Raw genomic sequence first — 26,171 nt, forward strand, 5'->3', positions numbered from 1 at the left:
CCCCGGTCGCCTGTGGTCGCGCACGATGACGGAGTGGTCGGCTCCGTCGGGCGCGGCGAACACCATAGGCAGAGGTGACGGGTTCAGGACAAGAGATTTCTGAGAGAATTGTGAGAAACGTGATGATGCTGTGGCATCGGCCCGTGTGCCCGGACAGCACGAAGGCCCCGCCGCAGTGATGCGACAGGGCCTTCGTCCACATGGGATGAGTGGAGATGGCGGGAATCGAACCCGCGTCCAACGGTGCGGAACCAGGGCTTCTCCGTGTGCAGTTCGCTGCGATTTTCTCGGCCCCGGCGATCACGCGAACAAGTCGCCGACGGGCCCAGTCACTGTTTGATTTCCCTCTTCACCCCGTGACCGGGATCAAGGTTTAGTCCCCTAGCTGATGCCAGGAACCGGGTCGGGAACGAGCCCGGGCTGACACTCCCATGAAGGAGCTAAACGATCACTACCTGATCAGGCAGCGAGAGCGTAGAGCTCGGGAGAATCGCTCTTGGAATTGGCGATTATTTTTTTCGGCCTGTGGTTTACGAGATCATGGCCGCTTTCTCGACACGCTTCCCCTGCTTCGACAGCCGCTGTCGAAACCGATCATCCCCATGTTGTGTTTTCAATGCGTGCACCCTCTGTTGGGGTGCGATGCCATCGTACGTGACCAACGCACGCGGATGCCACCGTATTCCGCGCGGGGTCAGACGCCCCGCTGCTTCCGCTTCGCCGCCGCGATCGCCCGGTCCGTCTCCCGGCGGTCCTGCTGCTCACGCAGGGTCTGCCGCTTGTCGTACTCCTTCTTGCCGCGCGCCAGCGCGATCTCGGCCTTCGCCCGGCCGTCCTTGAAGTACAGGGCGAGCGGCACGATGGTGTGCCCCGTCTCCTCGGACGTCACCGCCAGCTTGTCGATCTCCTCGCGGTGCAGCAGCAGCTTGCGCTTGCGGCGCGCGGAGTGGTTGGTCCAGCTGCCCTGGCTGTACTCGGGGATGTGGGCGTTGTACAGCCACGCCTCACCGCCGTCGATCTGGACGAAGCCGTCGGTCAGCGAGGTCCGCCCCTGGCGCAGCGACTTCACCTCGGTGCCGGTGAGGACGATCCCGGCCTCGTAGGTGTCGATGATCGCGTAGTCGTGGCGGGCCTTCTTGTTCTGGGCGACGATCTTGCGCTTGCCGCCCTTCTCGCCGTCCCTGGCCTTGGCGGCCGCCCCGCCCTGCTTGGGCTGGGACTCCTTCGGTACGTACATTCCCTTGCTCATAGTCCCGCCATTTTCGCACCTGGAGGGGGTCGGAGGGAAAGCCGATTACGCGCGGACCGCGGAGGCGTTCAGGAGGGGTCCCCGAGGCCGCCGAGCACCGTCTCGGCCCGCTCCAGGGCCCCGTCGGTGACCTCCAGGTCGGGGGTGATGCCGGTGCCGTCGACCGCGCGGCCGGAGGGGGTGCGGTAGTGGCCCACGGTCAGCTCGGCGACCGAGCCGTCGGGCAGCTCGCTCGGCATCTGCACCGAGCCCTTGCCGAAGGTGCGCGAGCCCACGACGACCGCGCGGCCCCGGTCCTGGAGGGCGCCGGTGAGCAGCTCGGCCGCGCTCATGGTGCCGCCGTCGACGAGGGCGACGAGGGGGCGGGCGGTGTCACCGCCGAGGTCGGCGTGCAGGGCGCGCTGGTCGCCGTCCACGTCGTAGGTGGCGACGAGGCCGCCGTCGAGGAAGACGGAGGCGGTGGCGGTGGCCTCGGCGACCAGCCCGCCGGAGTTGCCGCGCAGGTCCAGGACGATCCCGGCGCCGGCCGGAGCCGCCCGGACGGCGGAGCGGACGGCGCTGCCGACGCCCTTGGTGAACGCGGAGATCTTGATGACGACGGCGCCGCCGGTGGCGTGGCGGACGATGACGGAGTCCGTGGAGAGCAGGGCCCGGCGCAGCGTCTCGCGCCACGCGCGCGTACCGCGCTGCAGGCCCAGGGTGACGGTCGTGCCGGCGTCCGCGTCCGTGGCGTCACCGCGCAGTAAGGAGACCACCTCGGTGACCGGACGGCCGTCGACCCCGTGTCCGTCGACGCTGCGCAGCCGGTCCCCGGCGCGGATCCCGGCGCCGGCGGCGGGCGATCCGGGCCGCACCTGGGTGACCTCGATCCGGCCCTGCGCGTCGCGTCGCGCCCACAGGCCGACGCCCGTGTAGCGGCCGTCGAGGGACTCCTCGAACTCCTCGTACTCGCCCGCGGAGTACACGGCGGCCCAGCGGTCCCCGCTGCGGCTGACCGCGCGCTGCGCCGCCTCCATGGGGGACTTGCCGACCGCGGCGGCCTCCTCGGCCGCGCGTGTCACCTCCTCGGCCCGCCCGGCGGACGCCTCACGGGACGGCCCCGGGGCGGTCCGCCGCCCGTCGCCCGGGATCGCCCCGGTCGCGGCACCGGCGACGAGCACGCTCGCGAACACCAATGTCAGGGCGGCCCCGCGGCCGAAACGGCGGGGCTGACAGAACAGGTCGCGGCCTGACATGGCGGTGAGTCTAGGGGAACGCGAAGAGCCGTATGCGCCCTTGACCGCACGACTCTCGTGGCATGCGTCACCGCCACGCCCGCAGCGGAGACGGCGGGATCGGACACTGCCGTCGGATCAACCGCTGATCGCCCATTGGGGTGACGTAGACCGATTTCGGCCCAGACGTTCGAGTGTCGTGCGTACGGTCTGATGGTCGAAACCGGGTGATCCGGCGTGAAGTACCACGATGGTGAAGGGGGGTGACAACGTGGTCTCACCACAAGAGGCCGACCGGGCCGGTCACGCCCGGTTCACCTACCGGCTGCGAGTGTCGTCCTCCGCTCGAACTGCGCTGTTGACCGAGTGGGGCCGCTGCCGGTGGGTGTGGAACGAATGTGTTGCCCGTTCCAAGGAGGCCTACCGCGAGGGGGAGAAGTGCGGCCCGGCTCGCCTGGACAAGATGCTGACCGAGACCCGCGCGGTCACGCCCTGGCTGGCCGAGGGGGCATCGGTCCCCCAGCAGCAGCTCATCCGCGACTTCGGCAAGTCGCGCGCGAAGGCTCTCAAGGACATCAAGGAACGCTTGCCGGTCAAGCGGCGAGCAGGGATGCCTGGCTACAAGAAGAAGCACGAGGACGCCCCGAGCCTGGACTACACCCGACGCGGCTTTCGGCTGAAGGACGGGCGGCTGCACTTGGCGGGCGGCATCGTCCTGACCGTGGTGTGGTCCCGCGAACTGCCCGCCGATCCCTCTTCGGTGCGGGTGTACCGGGACAGCGTCGGCGACTGGTACGCCTCCTTCGTCGTCTCCGTCGAAGTCCAGCCGCTCCCCGCCACGGGGCGCGTGATCGGTATCGATTGGGGAGTGAAGGAGACCGCGACCACCACCAGTGACAGCCACGAGCTTCCCCATTCCGAGCACGGGAGGAAGTCTCAGGCGAAGGTGTCGCGGTACGACCGGATGATGGCCCGTCGCACACCGAAGAAAGGTCGGGCGACGTCGAAGGGCTACCGGGAGGCCAAGCGTTGGCGGGCGAAGACCTACCGGAAAATCGCCCGGCAACGGCGGGACGCCGTCCGCAAGTGGGCGAAGAAGGTAGTGCGTGATCATGATGCGATCGCGGTGGAGGACTTCCGGCCGAAATTCCTTGCCAAGACGCACATGGCGCGCAAGGCGGCGGACGCCTCGATCGGGGCGGCGAAACAGGCCCTGCTCGAGATGGGCCGCAAGCACGAGCGGGACGTACGTCTGGTACATCCCGCTCACACGACCATGGACTGCGGAAGGTGCGGAGCGAGAACCAAGCACGCTCTCCCGCTGTCGGAACGTACTTATCGCTGCACCACGTGTGGGCTCATGTCCCCCCGGGACAAGAACTCCGCCCGTGTGATGCTCGTCCGGGCAGGTCTGGACCCGGCTGGTATCGACGGCGCAAGACCTCCTGGAGCGTTGCTCCAGGAGGCTGCCTGAGCCAGGAATCCCCTCCCGCCAGGGAAGGGGAGCGGTCAAACCTTGAGGTACTTGCGCAGCGCGAAGAACGCCGCCAGGGCCGGCATCAGCAGGCTGGTGGCGAGGATCAGCGGAAGCTTCGTCAGGACCGCGTCCCAGCCGATGAAGTTGATCAGGTTCAGCTTCTCGGACAGGGCGAGACCGTGGTCGATGATGAAGTACCGGGCGATCACCAGGAAGCCGCAGGCGACCGTGCCGCCGATCAGCCCGGCGACCGCGGCCTCGGCGATGAACGGGGCCTGGATGTAGAAGCCGGAGGCCCCGACGAGGCGCATGATCCCGGTCTCCCGCCGACGGCTGAACGCCGAGACCCGCACGGTGTTGACGATCAGCATCAGCGCGACCACGAGCATCAGCGCCATCACCGCGCGCGCGGCCCAGTTCATACCGTTGAGGAGCCCGAAGAGGTTGTCCAGGATGCCCTTCTGGTCCTGCACCGACTGCACGCCGTCCCGGCCGTCGAAGGCGGTGGCGATGACCTGGTACTTCTCCGGGTCCTTCAGCTTGATCCGGTACGACTCCTGCATCTGGTCCGGGGTGAGGGAGGCGGCCAGCGGCGAGTCGCCGAACTGCTCCTTGTAGTGCTTGTACGCGTCGTCCTGCGACTCGTACGTCACGTTCTCCACCACCGACATCTTGCCGAGGTCGGTCTTGATCTGCTTCTTCTGGTCGTCGGTCACCGCGCCCTTGGCGCAGTTGGGGTCGGACTCGGCGTCGCTCTTGTTGCAGAGGAAGATCGAGACGTTGACCTTGTCGTACCAGTAGCCCTTCATGGTGCTGACCTGGTCGCTCATGAGCAGCGACCCGCCGAACAGCGCGAGCGACAGGGCCACGGACACGATGACGGCGAAGGTCATCGTCAGATTGCGACGGAGACCGACGCCGATCTCGGAGAGTACGAACTGGGCACGCATGGCGTGTTCTTGAGGCCTTTCCGTGAACGTCTGCGGGGGCGGTCAGTGCTGGTAGCCGTAGACGCCGCGCGCCTGGTCACGGACGAGGCGGCCCTTCTCCAGCTCGATGACGCGCTTGCGCATCTGGTCCACGATGTTCTGGTCGTGCGTGGCCATCACGACGGTCGTGCCGGTCCGGTTGATCCGGTCGAGCAGCTTCATGATGCCGACGGAGGTCTGCGGGTCGAGGTTGCCGGTCGGCTCGTCGGCGATCAGCAGCTTGGGCCGGTTGACGAAGGCCCGCGCGATGGCGACGCGCTGCTGCTCACCGCCGGAGAGCTCACCGGGCCTGCGGTCCTCCTTGCCGCCCAGCCCGACCAGGTCGAGCACCTGCGGCACGGACTTGCGGATCTCGCCCTTGGACTTGCCGATGACCTCCTGCGCGAAGGCGACGTTCTCCGCCACCGTCTTGTTGGGGAGCAGCCGGAAGTCCTGGAAGACGGTCCCCAGCTGGCGGCGCATCTGCGGCACCTTCCAGTTGGAGAGGCGTGCGAGGTCCTTGCCCAGGACGTGCACCTGGCCGTGGCTGCATCGCTCCTCGCGGAGGATCAGCCGCAGGAAGGTGGACTTTCCGGAGCCGGAGGACCCCACGAGGAAGACGAACTCGCCCTTCTCCACTTCCAGGGAGACATCCCTGAGTGCGGGGTGGGTCTGCTTGGGGTAGACCTTGGAGACGTTGTCGAATCGGATCACGGGTGCACCACGGGTCGCCGGGGGTAGATGAGCGTGACCATACGCGAATAGGGCGCGCGGGCGCAGTCGCCGGGAGGGGTTGCGGCAGGCTTGTGCGTTTTTGTACGGGACTTTGTCCCGGAGTTTGTCCGGGCCCCTCTCCGGCAGGGCCGCGCGGCCCTGGCGGGAACCTGGCACAGTGGAGGGGGAACGTTCTCGGTTGCGTGAGCGTTGAGGTACGTGGAACCGGTGCAAGGAGGGCGAGGCGCATGACGTACGACAGGCTGGTGTGCGCTAACTGCGCGGCGCCCGTGAGCGAGGGCCGGTGCCCCGTGTGCCGTGCGAACCGCGAGCGGCTGCAGCAGGAGAACTTCTTCACGGGGCTGAACCCCATGGCGCTGATCGCGCTGCTGGCCGTCCTGGTGGCGGCGGTGGCGCTGCTGGCCCACCAGACCGCGTAGCGGCCCGTCCCAGGACACGGTACGACGCAGAAGGGCCCGGAGCCGATCGGCTCCGGGCCCTTCTCGCGTTACGTCACCTCACGTCACGCGCAGGTACGACTACCGTCAGGCAGCGGCCCCGCTGCGGCCCGCGACGACGCGCGGCAGGACGCGGAAGGCGACACCGCCCGCGATCATGGTGGCGGCGCCGAGGATCAGGAAGGTGGTCTGGCCGGCGCCGGTCTCGGCGAGCTCCCCGCCGCTGCCCTGGGCGGCGGTGTCGGAGGTGCTGTCCGAGGTGTCGGTCAGGGCGGAGGTGCCCTCCTCCTGGGTGGAGGTGCCGTCGGTGTCGGTGCCGCCGCTGGTGGAGGAGCTGCCACCGTCGGTGGAGGACCCACCGGTGCTGGAGGACCCACCGGAGGTGGAGCTGGAGCCACCGTCGGAGGAACCGCCGGTCGAGGTGGAACCGCCGGTGGTGGAGGAACCACCCGTGGTCGAGGAGCCGCCGGTGGAGGTGGTCTCGCCCGTGGTCGAGGAGCCACCGGTGGAGGTGGTCTCGCCCGTGGACGTCGTCTCACCCGTCGAGGTGGTCTCGCCGGTCGAGGTGGTCTCGCCCGTGGACGTGGTCTCACCCGTCGAGGTCGTCTCGCCCGTCGAGGTCGTCTCCCCCGTGGACGTGGTCTCGCCGGTCGAGGTGGTCTCGCCCGTGGACGTGGTCTCGCCCGTCGAAGTCGTCTCACCCGTGGTGGTGCAGACCCCGACCGGGTCGCACGGGTCGGGATCGGTCTGCGTGGAGACTTCGGTGTCGTCGGCCGTGGAAACGAGGTTGCCGTCCACGGCCGAGGCGACGCCCGCCACGGTCAGGGAGGCGCCCGCGGCGATCACGGCGCCGGCTGCGAGCCGCGCGACCCGGATCCGCGTCTTCTTTGTCATAAAGCTGCTACCCCCAGTAGCTGAATCGTCGATGAGGGCGCGCTCGGGGCGGTGATCGACGGGAGGTAGCTCAACTACTGGCTGAAACCCCCCGGTTCACATGCGCCCCGAAGATACGCATGCCACACTGCACCCTCCCGATTTTTCAAAGCATCGTCAAGGTCGTTGCGGGCGCAATGTCCAAGTCGGGGGTCTTTGCGCAATGTTGGAGCTGTGAATGTGACGTAAAAGGCAATACGAAAGGCAACCGCCGCTGATTCAGGGGCGGTTGCCTTGTCGACAAAACTACTTCTCCTGCTGCTTGCGCCAGCGAATTCCTGCTTCCAGGAATCCGTCGAGCTCACCGTTGAAGACGGCCTCGGGGTTGCCGACCTCGTAGTCGGTGCGGAGGTCCTTGACCATCTGGTACGGGTGCAGGACGTAGGACCGCATCTGGTTGCCCCAGGAGCTGCCGCCGTCACCCTTGAGCGCGTCCATCTTGGCCCGCTCCTCCTGGCGCTGCCGCTCGAGCAGCTTGGCCTGGAGCACGTTCATCGCGGTGGCCTTGTTCTGGATCTGCGACCGCTCGTTCTGGCAGGAGACGACGATGCCGGTGGGGAGGTGGGTGAGCCGCACCGCGGAGTCGGTGGTGTTCACACCCTGGCCGCCGGGTCCGGAGGACCGATAGACGTCCACACGCAGCTCGGACTCGTCGATCTCGATGTGATCGGTGGTCTCCACCACGGGAAGGATCTCGACACCCGCGAACGAGGTCTGGCGGCGCCCCTGGTTGTCGTAGGGCGAGATGCGCACCAGCCGGTGCGTGCCCTGCTCCACCGAGAGGGTCCCGTAGGCGTACGGCACCTGCACGGCGAAGGTGGTCGACTTGATGCCGGCCTCTTCCGCGTACGAGGTCTCGTAGATCTCGGTCTTGTAGCCGTGCTGCTCGGCCCAGCGCAGGTACATGCGCTGGAGCTTCTCGGCGAAGTCGGCGGCGTCCACTCCACCGGCCTCGGCGCGGATGTTCACGAGCGCCTCGCGGGAGTCGTACTCCCCGCTGAGCAGCGTGCGCACCTCCATCTCGTCCAGCGCCTTGCGGACGGCGGCGAGCTCGGACTCGGCCTCGGCACGGGTGTCCGGGTCGTCCTCCTCCTCGGCCATCTCGAAGAGCACGGCGAGATCGTCGATCCGCGCGCGCAGGGCTTCGGCCTTCCTGACCTCCGCCTGCAGGTGACTCAGCTTGCTGGTGATCTTCTGCGCCTCGTCCGGGTTGTCCCACAGGGACGGCGCGGCCGCCTGCTCCTCGAGCACGGCGATGTCTGCCCTCAGCTTGTCGAGGTCCAGAACGGCCTCGATCGACTCCATGGTCGAGGAGAGGGACTTGAGCTCTTCGGATACATCGACGACTGCCACGCCTCCAGCGTAACGGACCCGCCATCCGCTCCTCTCCGACGCCGGTCGCGGCCTCGCAGGGGCTACGGGGCGGACGGGGCCGAGGTGCCGGTGTCCTGGGGGGACGCGCCCGCGTCGTCGCCCGAGGTCGCCGCCCAGGTGCCGACGCCCACCGCCGCGACCAGCGCGACCGCCGCCGCGCCCAGGGTGATCCGGCGGCGCCGGGTGACCGCCCGGTTGCGCGCGGAGCCGGGGCGAGGTGCCCCCGCGGCCCGCGGCACCCGTGCCGTGCCGTGCGCCCCGCCCGCCAGCTCGTCGGGCGCCGGCACCCGCATCGAGGTGTGGGTGTCCCGGTTGGAGTCCGGCTTGGCGCCCGGCACCAACGGCACCGACCCCCGCCGTACCCGTCCGGAGGGCGCCGCCGGGGCGGGCGAGGCCGGGTCCGCGTTCTCGCCGCCCTCCGCCGCCGGCTCGGTGTCCGGTTCGTCCACGTCGAGCGGCGGCATCCCGGCCAGCGTGGGCAGCTGCTCCCGCAGCCGCGCCGCCAGCTCGGAGGCCCGCAGCCGCGAGGCCGGCCCCTTCGCCAGGCACTGCACGATCAGCTGCCACAGCTCGTCGGGGATGCCGGGGAGCGGGGCGACCGTCTCGGTGACATGGCGGCGCAGCACGGCCCCCGGATGTCCCCCGCCGAACGGGGTGAACCCGGCCAGCAGCTCGTAGAGCACGGTCGCCAGCGCGTAGATGTCCACGGAGGCCCGCGGCGGCAGTCCCTCGACGATCTCCGGGGCGAGGTAGTCCGGTGTACCGATGATCTTCGTGGCGCGGGTCCGCTTCGGGGTGTCGATCAGTTTCGCGACCCCGAAGTCGGTCAGCAGCGCGCGGTGCGAGCCGCCGGGGCCCAGCGGGCCCTGCATGTCGAGCAGGACGTTCTCCGGCTTGACGTCCCGGTGCACCACCCCGGCGGCGTGCGCCGCGGCCAGCCCCTCCGCGATGTCGGCGACGATCGCCACCGCGGCCTCGGGCGCGAGCCTGCGGTCGCGGTCGAGCCGGGTGCGCAGATCGGTGCCCCGGACGAGGTCCATGACGAGCGCCAGGTCGTTGCCGTCGACCACCAGGTCCCGTACGGAGACCACGTTCGGGTGTTCGAGCCCGAGCAGCGCCGTGCGCTCCTGCACGAAGCGGCCCACGAGCTCCTCGTCGGAGGCGAGGTCCTCGCGCAGCAGCTTGATGGCGACGGGCCCCTCGGGTCCCTCGCCCAGCCACACCGTGCCGGCGCTGCCCCGTCCCAGGATCTGGTGGGCGGTGTACCGGCTGCCGATCTTCCGTGCCAAGACTGCTCCTACAGACGCGTGTTGCCGAACAAAGTACGCGTCCTACGAGCCAACCTTCACCGCGGAGACGGAAATCACCCGCCAGATGTCGACAAGTCCACAGACTCGCGGTCGGACGGCGCCGGTCCGGGCCCGGGTCAGGGCTTGCCCGGGCCGCCCGAGTCGCCGCCGACGTCGGCGAGGTCACCGACGAAGCTCGTGAACTGGTCGAACAGGTGGGTCAGCTCGCCCCACCAGCTCCGGCCCGTGCCGATCCACTCCTGGAGCGGGCTGAACTCCCAGATGAGCCAGCCGGCCACGAAGAAGATGACGATCGTGAACAGGCAGCCCTTCAGGCAGCCGAGTCCGGGGATCTTCATCGGGTTGGCGCTGCGCTGCCTGGGTTCGCGGGGCTGCCGCGGCTCGGGCGCGGGCCGCTGCGGCTGCCGCTGGGGCTGCTGCTGCGGGGCCGGAGCCGGGGCGTACCGCTGGGGCTGCTGGGGCTGCTGCGGCGGCGCGTACTGCTGCTGGGGTTGCTGCTGATGGCCGTACCCGCCCTGCTGGGGCGGGTATCCGCCCTGCTGAGGCCCGTATCCGCCCTGCTGAGGCCCGTATCCGCCCTGCTGGGGCCGCTGCGGCGGCTGCTGCGGACGGGCGACCTGCCGCTGGGGGCGGCGGCGCAGCGGGTCCTCGCCCGGGTCGAGGTACTGCTGGACCTGCGTCTGTTCGTTGCGGTCGCGAGCCGCGCGGAGCTGGGTCTGCCAGGGGTGCGGCTGCTCGGGCTGCTGCTGTCCCGGCTGGTGCTGCGGCACCGGCGGCAGCACGGCCGTCGGATCGGCGCCGCCGCCCGGGCCGCCGGTGTGCGGCAGCACGGCCGTCGGGTCGGCGGCTCCGGCGGGGCCACCGGTGTGCGGGAGCACGCTGGTCGCGGCGTTCGGGTCGTACGCCCCCTGGGGCAGGCCCGCTCCGGCGTCCGCGCCCGGCACCTGCGCGGGCGCCGGGTCGGGGGCGAGGAGGTGGACGACGCCCTCGGCGGCGGCGATCTGCATCGCGTTGGCGTGCACGCCGATGCCCTCGGCGACGATCCGCAGCCCGCGCGCGAGGTTCTGGGCGCTCGGCCGGCCCTCGGGGGTCTTGCTCAGGCAGCGCTCTATGACCGTCCACAGCGGGTCGGGGACGGTGGAGGGGCGGCGCGGTTCGGCGCTGAGGTGCTGGTGGAGTACTTCGAGCGCGGAGCCGCCGGCGAACGGCGGACGGCCGGTGACCAGTTCGTACAGCAGGATGCCGGCGCCGTAGATGTCGACCGCCGAGGTCTGCGGACGGCCCTCCGCCGACTCGGGCGCCACGTACGCGGGGGTGCCGACGAACTCGCTGGTGCGGGTCAGGCCCGGGGAGTCGGCGAGACGGGCGATGCCGAAGTCGGTGAGCATCGGGTGCATCTGGCCGCCCTCCTGCATCAGCAGGACGTTGGCCGGCTTCAGGTCGCGGTGGACCACGCCGTCGGCGTGGCTCGCGGCGAGCGCGTCGGCGACCTGGGCGGTGAGCAGCGCGGCGGCGACGGGCGTCAGCGGTCCGTTCTCGCGCAGGTAGCGGTGCAGGTCGGGGCCGTCGACGAGGTCCATGACCAGCGCCAGCAGATCGCCCTCGACGACCAGGTCGCGGACCCGGACGATGTTCGGGTGGGTCAGGCGCAGCAGCACCGACCGCTCGCGCAGGAACCGCATCACGACGTCGGGGTCGCTCGCGAGCTCCTCCTTGAGGACCTTGATCGCGACGGTTTCCCCGGGCTGACCGGGCACGGCCGCCTCGGCGCCCGCGGTCTCGCGCTGGCGGGCTCGCCAGACGGTGCCCGTGGCGCCGCGTCCGAGCGGCTCCTCGAGCAGGTACTTGCTGCCGACTGGCCGCACGTCACGCGCTCCCTGCTGCTTGCTGGCTGCTTGCTTGCTGCTTGCTTGCCTGTTCTGCCTGTGTTCCGACCCACTGTAGTGCCGGGGTCCCCGGACCGGGCTGTCCTCTTCCTATGGGCCTTACGTACGGTTACGTGCCTTCTTCCCTGCCCGTTCGAAGGGAAGACGCGCACCCAGGTCCCCCGGTTGCCGCACCCCGGCGTGACCGATCTCAACTGATCGCCGTCCGATCGCCGGCGATCGAATGGTCAGGCACTTTTGCGGGCAGAGCCGACCAATCAAGATCACTTGCATGCGGGCGGTGGGCGGATTGTCGGTGACAGGTGCGAGGATGCCTGCAGTACTGGCCGATGTGCTCGTGCGGGGTGGGGGATGGTCCGCGCCCGGGCAGAAGGGACCGCTGACGGCGATGCAGATCCGGCTGACCGTCGTAGACCCGCTGGGCGCGTCCGCTGAGGGGCGGGGCCGCGCCGCGAGCTGCGACGTACTGGTCACGGCGCCCGCCGGCACGGCGCTGACCGAGGTCGCGTCCGCCCTGTCCGCCGCGGTCTCCGGGGAGAGCGCGAGCGGCGCGCCGGTCGTCCTGTACGCGGGCGCGGAGCGGCTCGACAGCCGGCGCTGCACCCTCGGCGAACCTCCCCTGACGGACGGCGCCGTCCTCGCCGTGGGCGCCCCGGCCGACCCCGAGCCGCATCCCGAGGTCGACGACGCCCCGGCCCGGCTGCACGTGGTCGCGGGCCCGGACGCCGGCGGGGTGCACCTGCTGCACGGCGGCCAGGTCCGGGTGGGCCGGTCCGCCGAGGCCGACGTCCCGCTGGACGACCCGGACGTCTCCCGGCTGCACTGCGCGGTGACCCTGACCCCCGACGGGCGCGCCACCGTCACCGACCTCGGCTCCACCAACGGCACCACCCTGGACGGCAGCCGAATCCAGTCCCGGCCCGTCCGGCTGGCCCCGGGCGCGCTGCTGCGGGTCGGCGAGTCGGCGCTGCGGCTCGCTCCGCCCGGCGGCCCGGGAGTCCCCGTGGCCACCACCCCGGACGGCGAGGGGCACGTCCGCGTGCCCTGCGGCGCCGGTACGGCACAGAGCGCCCCGCCCTCGACACCGGCGACCGGGGCGCACCCGCGCGAGACGGCCGCCGCCGACCGGACCACCGCGGCGGGCGGATCCCCCGCGCGCGAGACGCCCGCCCCACGACCGGGCGGCCCCGCGGGCACCACCGGTGCCGCCCCCGCACGCGTGCTGCCGGGCGCGCGGACCGACAGCCCGCAGCCGGCGGGCACCCCCGCGCCGCCCCACGGCCCGACCGGCCACGCCTACGGCACGGTCGACTGGACCGGTTCCGAGGCTCCCCGCCCCGAGCGTGCCCACCCCTCCGGCGAGACCCCCTCGGTGCCCGGCCAGGGCGGCGCCCCGCACATCGAGAGCCACCCGGCCCCCGGCACGGCGCGCCGCGCGCCCTCCCCCGGTGCGTCCCACGACACGCACGCCGGCCGCGCGGGCGTGGGCTCCTTCACCCGGCCGCACCACGACGAGCCCCACCACGGCCAGTCCCCCCAAGGCGGGCCCCACGACGGCGGACCCCACGACGGCGGACCGCAGGACGGCGCCCGAGGCGCGCACGGCACCGCCCCCGACGACGACACCCCCGCCGTCTCCCGCCGCAAGGGCACCCCCCTGCGCGGCACCGACGTCCCGCCCGGTCTGCGCAAACGCGGCGGTCTCTCCGCCTGGGCGCGGAAGCTGGCCGGCGGCCGCGGCGGCGCGCAGGACTCCCCCGACACCGACGCCCACGACGACGCACCGGGCACCGCGGCCTCCTCCTTGGCCGTCGCCGCGCCCGCGCCGGAGACCTGGCCGGACCCGGCGGCGCTGCTGCTGACGGCGCTGGCCCCGGGCCCCCGGCTGTGGGAGCGCGCCCCCGGTCACCCGGAGGCGCTGACGGTCCGGCTCGGCACGGCGGACCGGCCCGCGCCGGACGGCTCGGGCGTGCTGCCCGCCGTCCCGGTGACGGCGGGGCTGCGCGAGGCGGGGGCGCTGGGGCTGGCCGGACCGCGCCCGCGGCTGGCGGGGCTGGCCCGCGCGGTGCTGGCGCAGCTGGCCGCGCTGCACTCGCCGGACGCCCTGGAGATCGTCCTGATCAGCACGGACCGGGCGCGCAGCGAGCAGGAGCGCACCGCGGAGTGGGCCTGGCTCGGCTGGCTGCCCCATCTGCGTCCCGGCCACGGCCAGGACTGCCGTCTGCTGCTCGCCTACGACCACGACCAGGCGGCGGCCCGCACGGACGAGCTGCTGCGCCGACTGGCGGACCGGCAGCCGGACGGCGGCGGCCCGGCGCCGGTCACCGCGCACCGCCCGTCCTGGGCGCGGGCCGAGGACGGGGCGGGCTTCCCCGGCCCGTACACGGTGGTCGTCGTGGACGGCGACCCGGGCGGCGCCGATCTGCGCGAGGCGGTGACGCGGCTGGCGGTGGCGGGCCCCCGGGCCGGCATCCATGTGCTGTGTCTGGCCGAGACGTCCGCCGTGTCGCCGGGCGCCCCGGTGACGCAGGCGTACGAGACGGCCTGCGCGGCGGCACCGGCGTTCCGCGCGTGCGGGGCGGTGGCGCTGCTGAGCGGGGACGTGGCGACGGCGCTGCGGCTGTTCCGGGTGGCGCCGGAGGGCGACGGCCGGTCGGGCCCGGTGGGTCAGGGCACGCTGGCCGCCGTGGACGCGGTCTCCCCGGCCTGGGCCGAGCGGTTCGCGCGCGCCCTGGCCCCGCTGCGCCCCGACGGCGGCGGTGAACGGCACACGCGGGTGTCGGCCCCGCTGCCCCCGTCCGCCCGGCTCCTCGACGAACTGGGCCTGGCCCGGGCCACCCCGGCCTCCCTGATGGCCCGCTGGGCCGACGCGGCCGACGACACCGAGGCGCTCGGCGGCCGGGCCTGGGCCGTGCTGGGCGCGGGCCCGCGCGGTCCGGTCGCGGTGGACCTCGCCGTCGAGGGCCCGCATCTGCTGATCGAGGGCCCGTCCGGCAGCGGCCGTACGGAACTGCTGCGGGCGGTCGTCGCCTCGCTGGCCGCCGCGGAGCGCCCGGACCGGCTGAGCGTGCTGCTGCTGGACGGCGGCGACACCGTCGGCCAGGGCGCCACCGGCCAGGGCGACGGTCTGCGCGTCTGTACGGACGTCCCGCATGTCACCGGCCATCTGACCGCCAACGACCCCGTCCGGATGCGGGAGTTCGCGCAGTCGCTGAGCGCCGAGCTGAAACGGCGGGCCGAGCTGCTCGGGCTCTCCGACTTCGCCGAGTGGCACACGCACCGCGAGGTGTCCGGCCGGATCGTCCCCCAGCGCACCCCGGCCGCCCCCGCGTCCTCGTCCGCCGGCGCCGCCGACCTCGACACCCCGCCCAGCGCCACGATCCGGCTGCGTCCCTCGGCGGCCGCCCGCCGCCAGGAGGAGACACCCGCCCCGCTGCCCCGTCTGGTGGTCGTGGTCGACGACCTCGACGCCCTGGTCTCGCCCGCCCTGGGCTCCCCCGGGCGCCCCGCCGCCGGCTCGGTGATGCGGGCGCTGGAGGCGGTGGCCCGTGAGGGTGACCGGCTCGGCGTGCACCTCGTGGCGGCGACGGCTCCGGACGCCCGTACGGCGGAGTCGGAACCGGCCCGCCGTTCCACCGTCCGGGTCAGCCTCGACCCTCCGGGTTCGGGCGCCGACGAGCCCGCCCCCGGCCGGGGCCGCCTCAGGGGCGCGGACGGCCGTCTCACCCCCTTCCAGGGCGGCCGCGTCACGGGCCGTATCCCCCGCACGGCGACCCTGCGCCCCACGGTGGTGCCCTTGGACTGGCACCGCATGGGCGACCCCCCGACCCGCCGCCCCGTCCGGGAACTGGGCAACGGCCCGACGGACCTGGCCCTGCTGGCCAGCGCTCTGGAGCGCGCGGCGGCCACCGATCAGCACCGGTCCGGCACCTCCAGCCCGTCCGGCGTGTGAGGACACCGCACCACGGCTCACCCGTTACGACGCGGTCACGATCCCCCGGTGGACAGGGTGGGCGCTCTTGCCGACCTCCGTCACCCGGCGTAGACCAGTGCTCACGGGACAGCGCTCGACGTTCGACGAGAACCGAAGAACGGGGTCGTGATGCGCAGGACGAGCCACACCATCCGGACACGCAGGACCGTGAAGACGGCCGCCGCGCTCGCGGCGGGAGCCCTCGCGCTCTCGCTCACCGCGTGCGGCGGGGACGACGACAAGAGCAGCGGCAACGGAAGCGGGACCGGCACCGAGGACACCGGCAGCGGACTGAGCCTGCCGAAGCTGGACGGGACCACGCTCGAGGTGGCCGCCGTGTGGACCGGCGCGGAGCAGGCGAACTTCAAGAAGGTCCTGGCGGAGTTCGAGAAGCGCACCGGCGCGAAGGTGACCTTCGTCCCCGCGCAGGACCCGATCATCAACTTCCTCGGGTCGAAGATCGCGGGCGGTTCGCCGCCGGACGTGGCGATGCTCCCCCAGCCCGGCGCGATCAAGCAGGCGGTGGACCAGGGCTGGGCGAAGCCGCTGGGCGCGGACGCCCTGAAGGAGCTGCAGAAGAACTACGCGCAGGGCTGGCAGGACATCGGCAAGGTCGGCGGCAAGCAGTACGGCGTCTACTACAAGGCCGCCAACAAGTCGCTGATCTGGTACAACGCGCAGGTCTTCGAGAACGCGGGCGCGAGTGAGCCGAAGACATGGGACGAGCTGCTGGACACCGCGCAGACGGTGTACGACTCCGGTGTCACGCCGTTCTCGGTCGGCGGCGCCGACGGCTGGACGCTCACCGACTGGTTCGAGAACGTGTATCTGTCCCAGGCGGGCCCGGAGAAGTACGACCAGCTCGCCCAGCACAAGATCAAGTGGACGGATCCCTCGGTGAAGGAGGCGCTGACCACGCTGGCCCTGATCTGGGGCAAGAAGGACTGGATCGCGGGCGGTGCGAGCGGCGCGCTCCAGACGGAGTTCCCGGCCTCGGTGACGCAGACGTTCACCGGCGGCGACCAGCCGAAGGCGGCGATGGTCTACGAGGGCGACTTCGTGCAGGTCAACATCGCGGACACCAAGGCGAAGGTGGGCACGGACGCGAAGGTGTTCCCGTTCCCGAAGGCCGGTGACACCGCGCCGGTGGTGTCCGGCGGTGACGCGGCGGTCGTCTTCAAGGACTCCGAGGGCGCGCAGGCGCTGGCGACCTTCCTGGCCTCGCCGGACGCCGCGACGATCCAGGCGAAGCTGGGCGGCTACCTCTCGCCGAACAAGAACGTCGCGATCTCCTCGTACCCGAACGAGGTCCAGCAGACGATCGCCAAGGCGCTGATCGCGTCCGGCGACGACTTCCGCTTCGACATGTCCGACCAGGCCCCGCAGGCCTTCGGCGGCACACCCGGCAAGGGCGAGTGGAAGGATCTCCAGGACTTCCTGAAGAACCCGACGGACGTGGCCGGCACCCAGAGGAAACTGGAGTCGGACGCGGCGGCGGCGTACGGGAACTGACCCGGCGATGAGGCAGTCCGTAACCGGCACGCGCACAACCGTGGCGGCGCTCTTCCTGCTGCCCGCTCTGGTGCTGCTCGGCGCGCTCGTGGTGTACCCCATCGGGTACTCGGTCGTGCGCAGCTTCTACGACCCGTCGGGCGACGGTTTCGCCGGCGTCGACAACTACCGGGCCCTCTTCACGGACGACGGCATCCGCACGGCCCTGAAGAACAACGTGATCTGGGTGGTGTTCGCGCCGACGGTGGCGACCGCCCTCGGTCTGATCTTCGCGGTGCTGACCGAGCGGGTGCGCTGGGGCACGGCGTTCAAGCTGGTCGTCTTCATGCCGATGGCGATCTCGATGCTCGCCGCCGGGATCATCTTCCGGCTGGTGTACGACCAGGACCCGGACAAGGGGGTCGCGAACGCGGTGTGGGTGGGGGTGCACGACACGTTCGTCCAGGCGTCCGCGTTCCCGAAGGCCCACCCCGGCCGTGAGTCGCCCCTGACGGCCGAGGGCGGCGGTTACGTCACCCAGGCGACCGTGCACACCGGTGAGACGGTCTCCCTCCCCCTGGTCGGCGTCGCGCCCGACCGGATGCCCGACGACGCGAAGAAGGCCGTACCGGCCGAGGCCGACCCCGCGAAGATCACCGGCACCACCTGGCAGGACTTCACCCGGGGCAAGGGCGTCGGCACCCTGGGCGCCCCGGACCCCACCGAGCTGGGCTACGCCGGGATGAGGATCGAGGCCGTGAAGGACGGCAGGGTGGTCGCGTCCGCCACGGCCGCCGACGACGGCACCTTCACCCTCCCCGCCGAAGCGGACGGGGCCCGGCTGCGGCTGCCCGCGAGCAACTTCGCGGAGCCGTACAACGGCGTGGACTGGCTGGGTCCCTCGCTGGTCACCCCGGCGATCATCGGGTCGTACATCTGGATGTGGGCCGGTTTCGCGATGGTGCTGATCGCGGCCGGGCTGGCGGGTGTCCCCCGTGAGCTCCTCGAGGCCGCCCGTGTCGACGGGGCGAACGAGTGGCAGGTGTTCCGCCGGGTCACCGTCCCGCTCCTCGCGCCGGTCCTGGCGGTCGTCACCGTCACCCTGATGATCAATGTGCTGAAGGTGTTCGACCTGGTGTTCATCATCGCCCCCGGCTCCTCGCAGGACGACGCGAACGTGCTGGCGCTGGAGCTGTACCGCAAGGGCTTCTCGGAGAACCAGCCCGGCATCGCCAGCGCGATCGCCGTGTTCCTGCTGCTGCTGGTGATCCCGGTGATGTGGTTCAACGTGCGCAGGCTCAGGCGGGAGGTGCGGCGATGACGACCGCGGGCAGGTGGCTGATCGAGAAGGTCAACAGCGGTCTGGTCCGGGTCTTCCTCCTCGTCGTCGGCCTGTTCTGGCTGGTGCCGACGATCGGTCTGCTGATCTCCTCGCTGCGCTCCCCGGAGGACCTGAGCGCCAGTGGCTGGTGGACGGTGTTCTCCAAGCCCTCCGAGCTCACCTTCGGCAGCTACCGCAAGCTCCTGGAGAACGGCGACATCACCGACTCGCTGGTCAACACGGTGCTGATCACCGTCCCGGCGACGCTCCTGGTGGTCTTCATCGGCTCGCTCGCCGGATACGCCTTCGCCTGGATGGAGTTCCCGGGCCGCGACTGGTGGTTCCTGGCCGTCGTGGGGCTGCTGGTGGTGCCGGTGCAGGTGGCGCTGATCCCGATCGCGGAACTCTTCGGCAAGCTCGGCCTGTTCGGGTCGGTCTTCGGGGTGGTCCTGTTCCATGTCGGCTTCGGCCTGCCGTTCGCGGTGTTCCTGCTGCGGAACTTCTTCGCGGAGATCCCGCGCGAACTGCTGGAGGCCGCCCGGCTGGACGGGGCGGGCGAACTGCGCCTGTTCTTCCGGGTCGTGATGCCGCTGGGCGGCCCGGCGATCGCGAGCCTGGCCATCTTCCAGTTCCTGTGGGTGTGGAACGACATGCTGGTGGCGCTGGTGTTCACCGACGCCGGCAGCCAGCCGATCACGGTCGCCCTCCAGACCCAGGTACGGCAGTTCGGCAACAACATCGACGTGCTCGCGCCCGGCGCGTTCATCTCGATGGTGATCCCGCTGGCCGTGTTCTTCGCGTTCCAGCGGCAGTTCGTGTCCGGGGTGATGGCGGGAGCCGTGAAATAGCCGTCGACTAACCGCCACGGGGGCGGGACGTCACGGTCCCGCCCTTCCCCGTTCACCCGGAATCCCCCGAATGCCGTACGAACCGTAACCGATTCACTCCATCGGCCGTTCCCGGGCAAGGCCCTGCCCGCGCCGACCCATGGATGCCCCTTGCCCAGGTTCAGTGTCATCGTCCCCGCGTACAAGGTTCAGGCGTATCTGCACGAGTGCCTCGAATCGGTGCTGTCCCAGTCGTGGACCGATCTCGAACTGATCGCCGTCGACGACTGCTCGCCGGACGCCTGCGGAGAGATCATCGACGAGTTCGCGGCGCGCGATCCACGGGTGCGCGCGGTCCATCTGCCGGAGAACGCGGGCCTGGGCGGTGCCCGCAACGCCGGGATGCGGGTGGCGGTCGGCGACTATCTGCTGTTCCTGGACTCCGACGACACCTTCACCCCGGACGCGCTGCGCGCGATCGCCGACCGGCTGAAGGAGACCGGCGAGCCGGACGTCCTGGTCTACGACTACGCGCGCACCTACTGGACGGGCGAGGCCGAACGCAACAAGGTCGCGTCCCTGCTCGGCGAACAGGGCCCGGCCCCGTTCCGGCTGGAGGACCGCCCGGAGCTGTTCCGGCTGCTGATGGTGGCCTGGAACAAGACCTGCAGGCGGGAGTTCGTCGACCGCGTGGGTCTGGCCTTCCCGCCGGGCTACTACGAGGACACGCCGTGGACGTACCCGGCGCTGATGGCGGCGGAGTCGATCGCCACGCTCGACCGGGTCTGTGTGCACTACCGTCAGCGCCGCCGCGGCAACATCCTGTCCACCACCAGCCGCCGGCACTTCGACGTCTTCGAGCAGTACGACCGGGTCTTCGCGTTCGTCGAGGAGCACCCCGAGCTGGCCCGCTGGCGGCCGGTGCTGTTCCGCCGCATGGTCGACCACCTCACGACGATCTTCGCCAAGCGGGACCGGCTGCCGCGCGCCGCGCGCGCCGAGTTCCTGCGCCGGGCCCGCGCCCACTACCGCCGCTACCTCACCCCCGGCAGCGGGATCCCGCTGCGCTCCCGGCTGCGGCACACCCTCGTCCACCTCGGCCTGCACCGCACCTACCGGGGGCTCCAGGCGGCCATGACGCTGCGCCGGCGCGCCCTGAAGCTCGCCGTGAAGCTGGCCCGCGCCCTGCGGTCCGTCCTGCTCCAGACGCACTACCGCGTCCAGCTGCGGCTGCCCCTGCGCGCCGACCGCGCGGTGTTCGGGGCGTACTGGGGGCGTGGGCACGGCTGCAACCCGGGCGCGCTGGAGGCCGCGTTCCGCGCCTACGCGCCCGAGGTGCGCACCGCGTGGATCGCCCGCCCCGAGCACCGGCAGGCGATCCCGGCGGGCCCGCGCCCCCTCACCCCCGGCACGGCCGCCTACTGGACGGCGCTGGCCCGCTCCAAGTACCTCGTCAACAACGTCAACTTCGACCGCCGGCTGGTCAAACGGCCCGGCCAGGTCTTCGTGCAGACCCAGCACGGCACCCCCCTCAAGCACATGGGCCTCGACCTCCAGGAACGCCCCGCCGCCGCCCGGGACATGGACTTCGAGGAGCTGCTGCGCGGCGTCGACAAATGGGACTACGTGCTGTCCGCCAACCGCCACACCACCCTGACCTGGGAGCGCGTCTACCCCGGCCGGTACCGGACGCTGGAGTACGGCTATCCGCGCAACGACGTCTTCCAGCGGGCGACCGCGGCGGACGTGGCCCGGCTGCGGGACTCCCTCGGCATCCCCCGCGACACGGTGGCGATCCTGTACGCGCCCACCCACCGCGACCACCGGCGCACCCAGCACCCCGCCCTGGACCTGGAGCGCGTGCTGCGCCGGCTGGGCCCGCGCTTCGTGGTGCTGGCCCGGGCGCACCACTGGCAGGGCGCCCTCCTCGCCCGGCGCACGCCCGGCGTCATCGACGTCGGCGACCATCCCAGCGTCGAGTCGCTCTGCCTCGCCTCGGACGCCCTGGTCACGGACTACTCGTCGATCATGTTCGACTACGCCAACCTGGACCGCCCGATCGTGGTGCACGCCCCCGACGAGGACTGGGCGGCGTACCGGGCGGCCCGCGGCGTCTACTTCGATCTGCGGGCCGCCCCGCCGGGCGCGGTGGCCCGCAGCGAGGACGAGCTGATCGACATCTTCTCCACCGGCCACTGGCGCGGCTCCCGCTCGACCCAGCTGCGGGCCGGGTTCCGCGAGCGGTTCTGCCCGTACGACGACGGGCGCGCCGCCGAGCGGGTCGTCCGGCGGATCGTGCTGGGCGAGACGCACCTGCCGCCGGTCGTGCCGCTCGCCGAGCGCCGGCCCGTGCCGTCGGCGGCGGCCTCGGGCCACCCCCCGCTCACCGCCGTACCGCAGCCTTCCGGCACACACCCCGTCACCGACGGCCGCTGAACACCGTTTGCCCGACGAACACACCGGCGCAGCACGCCCGGCAGAGTGCCCGGCAGAGTGCCCGGCGGAGTGCCTGACAGAGTGCCCGACAGAGAAAGAGCAGCATGCCCCGCTTCAGCATCATCGTCCCGTCCCATGGGGTCGCGGGCCGGCTGTCCCTGGCGCTGGACTCCGTCCTCGCCCAGTCCTTCGGCGACTTCGAGCTGATCCCGGTCTGCGACGCGCCGGACGCCCCGGCCGCCGTCCTCGCCGCCGGGTACGCCGAGCGGGACCCCCGGGTGACGCCGGTCCACTCGCCGCCGTCGGCGGGCCTGGCCGGGGCGCGCAACACCGGGACGCGGGCGGCGCACGGGACGTATCTGCTGTTCCTCGACGGCGACGACACCCTCGCGCCGGGCGCCCTGGCGGCGCTGGACGCCCGCCTCGCCGAAACCGGTGACGTGGACGTCCTGTACGCCGAGCACGAGCGCGTCCCGTGGTGGGAGGGCGAGCCGGCCAACCCGGCGGCCCCGCTGCTGGCGAAGGCCCCCCGGAGCGCCTTCACCCCGGCCGAGGCGCCCCGGATCACCGGGGTGCTGCTGCCCGCCTGGAGCGCCGCCTACCGCCGCGCCTTCCTCGCCGAGCGGCGGATCGCCTTCCCCGAGGGCCACTTCACCGACCTCGGCTTCGGCGGCCTGGTCACCCTGCACGCCGAGCGGATCGCGGTGCTGCGCTCGGTCGTCGTCCGGCATCTGCTGCGCCGGCAGGGCAGCCGGCTCAACCTGCCGGGCGAGCACCACACCGAACTCCTCGACCGGATCGAACCGGTACTGGCGGCGGCCGCCGGACTCGGACTGCCCGCCGACCGGTCGGGGCCGCTGTTCGAGCAGCTCTTCGCGCTCGTCCTCAAGACGGCCGCGCACCCGCGCCGGCTGCCTCACCGCCGTCGCCGGGCCTTCTTCCGCCGCGCGGGCCGGCTCTACCGCCGCCACCGCCCCGCCGGTCTGCGCCGGCCGGGCGGCAGCCTCGGGGTGCAGCACCGGCTGCTCGCGGCGGGGGCGTACACGGCGTTCCGTGCGCTGCGCGGCGCCAACCAGCGGCTGTCGGCCGCCGCCCGGCTCCTCCCGCGCCCCCGCGGACTGCGCACCCGCCTGTACTACCGGCGTCAGCTGCGCCGCCGTATCGACCCGAACCTGGCGGTGTACTGCGCCTACTGGGGCCGCGGGTACGCGTGCAGCCCCGCCGCGATCCACGCCAAGGCCGCCGAACTCGCCCCGCACATCCGCTCGGTGTTCCTCGTCGAGCCCGGCCAGGCGCACGCCATGCCGGAGGGCGTCGAGCACGCCGTGATCGGCAGCCGCCGCTCCTGGCAGGTCCTGGCCCGCGCCAGGTACCTGGTCAACAACGCCAACTTCGCGGAGGGCGTGGTCAAGCGGGAGGGCAGTGTGCACGTGCAGACCCAGCACGGCACCCCGTTGAAGAAGATGGGCGTCGACCAGTCGACGTACCCCGTGGTGGCGGCCGCGAGCGGCTCGTTCACCAAGCTGCTCGGGCGGGTGGACCGCTGGGACTTCAACCTCTCCTCCAACACCCACTCCACGCAGATGTGGGAGCGCGCCTTCCCGGGCCGCTACGAGCACCTGGAGTACGGCTATCCGCGCAACGACGTCCTCTACACGGCGACCGCCGAGGACGTGGCCCGGATCCGGCGTGAGCTCGGGGTGCCGCAGGGGCGGACGGCCGTGCTGTACGCGCCGACCCACCGCGACTGGCGGACCGGCTTCGAGGGCGGCCTGGACCTGGAGGCCTTCTGCGAGGCGGCCGGCGAGGACGTCGTCGTCCTGCTGCGCGCCCACTACTTCTACGACCTGGGCCGCGCCCGCGGCACGGGCCGGATCCTCGACGTCACCGGCCACCGCTCCTCCGAGGAGGTGTGCCTGGCCGCGGACGCGCTGGTCACGGACTACTCGTCGATCATGTTCGACTACGCCAACCTGGACCGCCCGATCGTCGTGTACGCCGACGACTGGGAGGTCTACACCGAGACGCGGGGCGTGTACTTCGACCTGATGGCGGCCCCGCCGGGACCGGTGGCCCGTACGCCCGGGGAGCTGGCGCGGGTGTTCCGCGACGGCTCGTACGCCTCGCCGGAGTCCGGGGAGCTCAGGGCCGCGTTCCGGGCCCGTTTCTGCCAGTTCGACGACGGCCGGGCCGCCGAGCGCGTGGTGCGCAGGGTGCTGCTCGGCGAGCCCCCGGAGGCGATCGAGCCCGTGCTGCCGCTCGCCGACCGCGTCCCGGCCCCCGCCCACCCCGTAAGGAGCTGACCCCCGCAGTGCCCCGCTTCAGCGTCATCGTCCCCTGTTTCAAGGTGCAGGGTTTCCTGCGCGAGTGTCTCGACTCGCTCCTTTCGCAGTCGTACGCGGACTTCGAGGTGATCGCCGTCGACGACCGCTCACCCGACGGCTGCGGCGCGATCCTCGACGAGTACGCGGCCCGCGACGAGCGGGTCCGGGTGCTGCATCTGCCGGAGAACGTGGGTCTCGGCCGCGCCCGCAACGCGGGTCTGCCGCTCGCGGGCGGCGACTATCTGTTCTTCCTCGACAGCGACGACACCCTCACCCCGGGCGCTCTGCGCGCGATGGCCGACCGGCTGGCCGGGTCCGCGGACCCGGACGTGCTGGTGTTCGACTACGCGCGCACGTACTGGTGGGGCGGCACTCGCCGCAACGCCCTCGCGCACGTCCTCGCCGACATCGGCTCCCCCGCTTTCACGGCCACCGAACGCCCGGAGATCCTCGACCTGCTGATGGTCGTCTGGAACAAGGTCTACCGGCGCGACTTCGTCGAGCAGAACGGCTTCGCCTTCCCGCCCGGCTACTACGAGGACACGCCCTGGACGTTCCCGGTCATGCTCAGCGCGGAGCGGATCGCCGTGCTGGACCGGATCTGTCTGAACTACCGCCAGCGCCGTCAGGGCAACATCCTGTCCACCACCAGCCGCAAGCACTTCGACATCCACGACCAGTACGAGCGGGTGTTCGCCTTCGTCGACTCCCGCCCGGCGCTCGCGGGCTGGCGGCCGTATCTGCACCGCAAGATGGGCGAGCACTGCCTGGACATCCTGGCCAAGCCGGACCGGCTGCCGCCGTCCGACAAGAAGGAGTTCTTCCGCCGCACGGCCGAGATGTTCCGGGCCCGCCGGCCGGACGGCGCACCGGTGCCGGCCGAGCTGCGGGTGCTGGAGCACGGGTACGCGGCCTACCGGGCCCGGCGGCAGGCCGCGCGCGCGGGACGGGAGCTGGCACGGCGCGGGACGCTCGTACGCCGGGCGGCCGGGGCACGGACCCGGCGCGCGGTGGACGGGGTGCGCGCCCGCCGGCCGATCGACCCTCAGCTGGTCGTGTACTCGGCGTTCTCGCACCGGGGGGTGCTGGGCGATCCGGGGGCGGTCTACCGCAAGGCGCTGGAGATCGCGCCGCAGTTGCGCGGGGTGTGGGTGGTGCGCGACGAGGAGACGGCCGCGGGGCTCCCGACGGGCGTCGAGCACGTCCTGCTGGACTCGCCCGCGTACCGGAGGGTGACCGCGCGGGCGGGGTTCTTCGTCAACAACGTCAACTGGCCGGGCGCGCTGGCCAAACGCCCCGGCAGCGTCCACATCCACACCCACCAGGGCACCCCGCTGAAGTACATGGCCGCCGATCTGCTGGACCGGCCCGGCGGCCGGTTCGGGGTGGACGTGCCGCAGATGCTGCGCCGCGCCGACCGCTGGGACCACAGCCTGGTCGCCAACCCGCACTCGGAACTGGTGTGGGAGCGGGCGTACCCGTGCCACTTCGCCTCCGCCCGCACCGGCAGCCCGCGCAACGACGTGCTGGTCGCCGCGGACGCCGGGGCGGGCGCGGCGGTGCGGGCCCGGCTGGGCATCCCCGCCGGGGACACCGTGGTGCTGTACGCGCCGACGCGGCGGGAGTACGTGCGGGGCGGGCACGTCGACCGGATCGACCTGGCCCGGTTCGCCGCCGGGCTGGGCGAGGGCCACACCCTCGTCGTACGGCTGCACCCGTCCCTGGCGACCGGGCACGCGCGCGGGATGGGCCTGGCGGACCTGCACCGGCGCGGGGTGCTCGTCGACGCGACGGACGAGCCGCACGTGGAGGACGTGATGCTCGCCTCGGACGTGCTGGTCACCGACTACTCGGCCCTGATGTTCGACTACGCCAACCTGGACCGGCCGATCGTGGTGCACGCCGACGACTGGGAGGCGTACACGGCGAGCCGGGGCGCCTACTTCGACATCACCGCCGAGGCGCCGGGCCCTGTCTCGCGCTCCTTCGACGAGCTGGCCCGGCTGCTGGCCTCCGGGAGCTGGCGGGACGAGGAGTCCACCCGGCTGCGGGCCGCGTTCCGGGCGCGGTTCTGCGCGTACGACGACGGACGCGCCGCCGAACGGGTCGTACGGCGGCTGCTGCTGGGCGAGGAGTTCCCGGACGTCGGGGCGGCGCGGGTGCCCGCTCCGGGCGCGGCGCACGAGGAGCTCGCGTCGACCTGAGCGGCGGGCCCG

General features: G+C 72.1%; 17 protein-coding genes and 1 other RNA gene. 9 read left to right on the forward strand and 9 right to left on the reverse strand.

The features are described 5' to 3' along the window. Positions 1 to 207 precede the first annotated feature (207 nt). The 3 genes from ssrA to ACYQ8Q_RS18520 all read right to left on the reverse strand — a co-directional run bounded on the left by ssrA (position 208) and on the right by ACYQ8Q_RS18520 (position 2,484). Positions 208 to 602, reverse strand: a transfer-messenger RNA (tmRNA) gene (ssrA, locus tag ACYQ8Q_RS18510). 92 nt (positions 603 to 694) lie between these two features. After that, positions 695 to 1,237, reverse strand: a complete 543-nt coding sequence (gene smpB, locus ACYQ8Q_RS18515) for an SsrA-binding protein SmpB (protein WP_460073385.1) — start codon at positions 1,235 to 1,237, stop codon at positions 695 to 697. A gap of 80 nt (positions 1,238 to 1,317) precedes the next feature. Continuing rightward, positions 1,318 to 2,484, reverse strand: coding sequence for a S41 family peptidase (locus ACYQ8Q_RS18520; protein ID WP_460066273.1), 1,167 nt, complete (start codon positions 2,482 to 2,484; stop codon positions 1,318 to 1,320). A gap of 229 nt (positions 2,485 to 2,713) precedes the next feature. Here ACYQ8Q_RS18520 and ACYQ8Q_RS18525 point away from each other — a divergent pair, with 229 nt between their 5' ends. Continuing rightward, positions 2,714 to 3,937, forward strand: a complete 1,224-nt coding sequence (locus tag ACYQ8Q_RS18525; protein ID WP_460066274.1) for an RNA-guided endonuclease InsQ/TnpB family protein — start codon at positions 2,714 to 2,716, stop codon at positions 3,935 to 3,937. Positions 3,938 to 3,972: 35 nt separating this feature from the next. Here ACYQ8Q_RS18525 and ftsX read toward each other — a convergent pair whose 3' ends face one another. Together ftsX and ftsE are read right to left on the reverse strand one after the other, a co-directional pair. Further along, on the reverse strand, positions 3,973 to 4,890 hold the full coding sequence (ftsX, locus tag ACYQ8Q_RS18530; RefSeq protein WP_358986118.1) for a permease-like cell division protein FtsX: 918 nt from the start codon (positions 4,888 to 4,890) through the stop codon (positions 3,973 to 3,975). Between the two features lie 42 nt (positions 4,891 to 4,932). Beyond that, positions 4,933 to 5,622: a cell division ATP-binding protein FtsE gene (gene ftsE, locus ACYQ8Q_RS18535; protein ID WP_059203505.1), complete on the reverse strand. Its 690-nt coding sequence runs from the start codon at positions 5,620 to 5,622 to the stop codon at positions 4,933 to 4,935. A 248-nt stretch (positions 5,623 to 5,870) separates the two neighbouring features. On the opposite strand from ftsE, the gene ACYQ8Q_RS18540 reads away from it, so the two are divergent. Then, entirely contained in the window at positions 5,871 to 6,062 is a 192-nt protein-coding gene (locus ACYQ8Q_RS18540; RefSeq protein WP_460066277.1) for a hypothetical protein, read from the forward strand. A gap of 105 nt (positions 6,063 to 6,167) precedes the next feature. On the opposite strand, the gene ACYQ8Q_RS18545 is transcribed toward ACYQ8Q_RS18540, so the two are convergent. The 4 genes from ACYQ8Q_RS18545 to ACYQ8Q_RS18560 form a co-directional block, all read right to left on the reverse strand. Further along, positions 6,168 to 6,974, reverse strand: a complete 807-nt coding sequence (locus ACYQ8Q_RS18545; RefSeq protein WP_460066278.1) for a hypothetical protein — start codon at positions 6,972 to 6,974, stop codon at positions 6,168 to 6,170. A 285-nt stretch (positions 6,975 to 7,259) separates the two neighbouring features. Beyond that, positions 7,260 to 8,366, reverse strand: a complete 1,107-nt coding sequence (prfB, locus tag ACYQ8Q_RS18550) for a peptide chain release factor 2 (RefSeq protein WP_460066280.1) — start codon at positions 8,364 to 8,366, stop codon at positions 7,260 to 7,262. Between the two features lie 62 nt (positions 8,367 to 8,428). After that, positions 8,429 to 9,676, reverse strand: coding sequence for a serine/threonine-protein kinase (locus tag ACYQ8Q_RS18555; protein WP_460066282.1), 1,248 nt, complete (start codon positions 9,674 to 9,676; stop codon positions 8,429 to 8,431). Between the two features lie 137 nt (positions 9,677 to 9,813). Then, a complete protein-coding gene (locus tag ACYQ8Q_RS18560) occupies positions 9,814 to 11,562 on the reverse strand; it encodes a serine/threonine-protein kinase (protein WP_460066285.1) in 1,749 nt (582 codons plus the stop codon). 409 nt (positions 11,563 to 11,971) lie between these two features. On the opposite strand from ACYQ8Q_RS18560, the gene ACYQ8Q_RS18565 reads away from it, so the two are divergent. The 7 genes from ACYQ8Q_RS18565 (at position 11,972) to ACYQ8Q_RS18595 (ending at position 26,159) form a co-directional block, all read left to right on the forward strand. After that, the gene (locus ACYQ8Q_RS18565; RefSeq protein ID WP_460073387.1) at positions 11,972 to 15,535 is read left to right on the forward strand and encodes an FHA domain-containing protein; all 3,564 of its coding nucleotides are present in this window, start codon (positions 11,972 to 11,974) and stop codon (positions 15,533 to 15,535) included. A 150-nt stretch (positions 15,536 to 15,685) separates the two neighbouring features. Then, positions 15,686 to 17,068, forward strand: a complete 1,383-nt coding sequence (locus ACYQ8Q_RS18570; protein ID WP_460066287.1) for an ABC transporter substrate-binding protein — start codon at positions 15,686 to 15,688, stop codon at positions 17,066 to 17,068. A 7-nt stretch (positions 17,069 to 17,075) separates the two neighbouring features. Beyond that, positions 17,076 to 18,368, forward strand: coding sequence for a carbohydrate ABC transporter permease (locus tag ACYQ8Q_RS18575; RefSeq protein ID WP_460066289.1), 1,293 nt, complete (start codon positions 17,076 to 17,078; stop codon positions 18,366 to 18,368). Next, positions 18,365 to 19,216 (forward strand): carbohydrate ABC transporter permease, encoded by an 852-nt coding sequence (locus ACYQ8Q_RS18580; protein ID WP_460066290.1) that lies wholly within the window; start codon positions 18,365 to 18,367, stop codon positions 19,214 to 19,216. Before ACYQ8Q_RS18575 ends, ACYQ8Q_RS18580 begins: the two co-directional genes overlap by 4 nt. Before the next feature lie 150 nt (positions 19,217 to 19,366). Further along, complete coding sequence (locus ACYQ8Q_RS18585; RefSeq protein ID WP_460066292.1) at positions 19,367 to 21,631, forward strand: bifunctional glycosyltransferase/CDP-glycerol:glycerophosphate glycerophosphotransferase; 2,265 nt, start codon at positions 19,367 to 19,369, stop codon at positions 21,629 to 21,631. A gap of 104 nt (positions 21,632 to 21,735) precedes the next feature. After that, positions 21,736 to 23,934, forward strand: a complete 2,199-nt coding sequence (locus ACYQ8Q_RS18590; RefSeq protein ID WP_460066293.1) for a bifunctional glycosyltransferase/CDP-glycerol:glycerophosphate glycerophosphotransferase — start codon at positions 21,736 to 21,738, stop codon at positions 23,932 to 23,934. 8 nt (positions 23,935 to 23,942) lie between these two features. Then, entirely contained in the window at positions 23,943 to 26,159 is a 2,217-nt protein-coding gene (locus ACYQ8Q_RS18595) for a bifunctional glycosyltransferase/CDP-glycerol:glycerophosphate glycerophosphotransferase (RefSeq protein WP_460066294.1), read from the forward strand. Positions 26,160 to 26,171 lie beyond the last annotated feature (12 nt).

This window comes from Streptomyces sp. YKOK-I1, assembly GCF_054660435.1.

Bases quoted from the DNA above. Each gene is read 5' to 3' on its own strand.
- smpB (WP_460073385.1), bottom strand. From the start codon at position 1,237: ATGTACGTACCGAAGGAGTCCCAGCCCAAGCAGGGCGGGGCGGCCGCC.
- ACYQ8Q_RS18520 (WP_460066273.1), bottom strand. From the start codon at position 2,484: ATGTCAGGCCGCGACCTGTTCTGTCAGCCCCGCCGTTTCGGCCGCGGG.
- ACYQ8Q_RS18525 (WP_460066274.1), top strand. From the start codon at position 2,714: ATGGTGAAGGGGGGTGACAACGTGGTCTCACCACAAGAGGCCGACCGG.
- ftsX (WP_358986118.1), bottom strand. From the start codon at position 4,890: ATGCGTGCCCAGTTCGTACTCTCCGAGATCGGCGTCGGTCTCCGTCGC.
- ACYQ8Q_RS18540 (WP_460066277.1), top strand. From the start codon at position 5,871: ATGACGTACGACAGGCTGGTGTGCGCTAACTGCGCGGCGCCCGTGAGC.
- ACYQ8Q_RS18545 (WP_460066278.1), bottom strand. From the start codon at position 6,974: ATGACAAAGAAGACGCGGATCCGGGTCGCGCGGCTCGCAGCCGGCGCC.
- ACYQ8Q_RS18565 (WP_460073387.1), top strand. From the start codon at position 11,972: ATGCAGATCCGGCTGACCGTCGTAGACCCGCTGGGCGCGTCCGCTGAG.
- ACYQ8Q_RS18570 (WP_460066287.1), top strand. From the start codon at position 15,686: ATGCGCAGGACGAGCCACACCATCCGGACACGCAGGACCGTGAAGACG.
- ACYQ8Q_RS18575 (WP_460066289.1), top strand. From the start codon at position 17,076: ATGAGGCAGTCCGTAACCGGCACGCGCACAACCGTGGCGGCGCTCTTC.
- ACYQ8Q_RS18580 (WP_460066290.1), top strand. From the start codon at position 18,365: ATGACGACCGCGGGCAGGTGGCTGATCGAGAAGGTCAACAGCGGTCTG.
- ACYQ8Q_RS18590 (WP_460066293.1), top strand. From the start codon at position 21,736: ATGCCCCGCTTCAGCATCATCGTCCCGTCCCATGGGGTCGCGGGCCGG.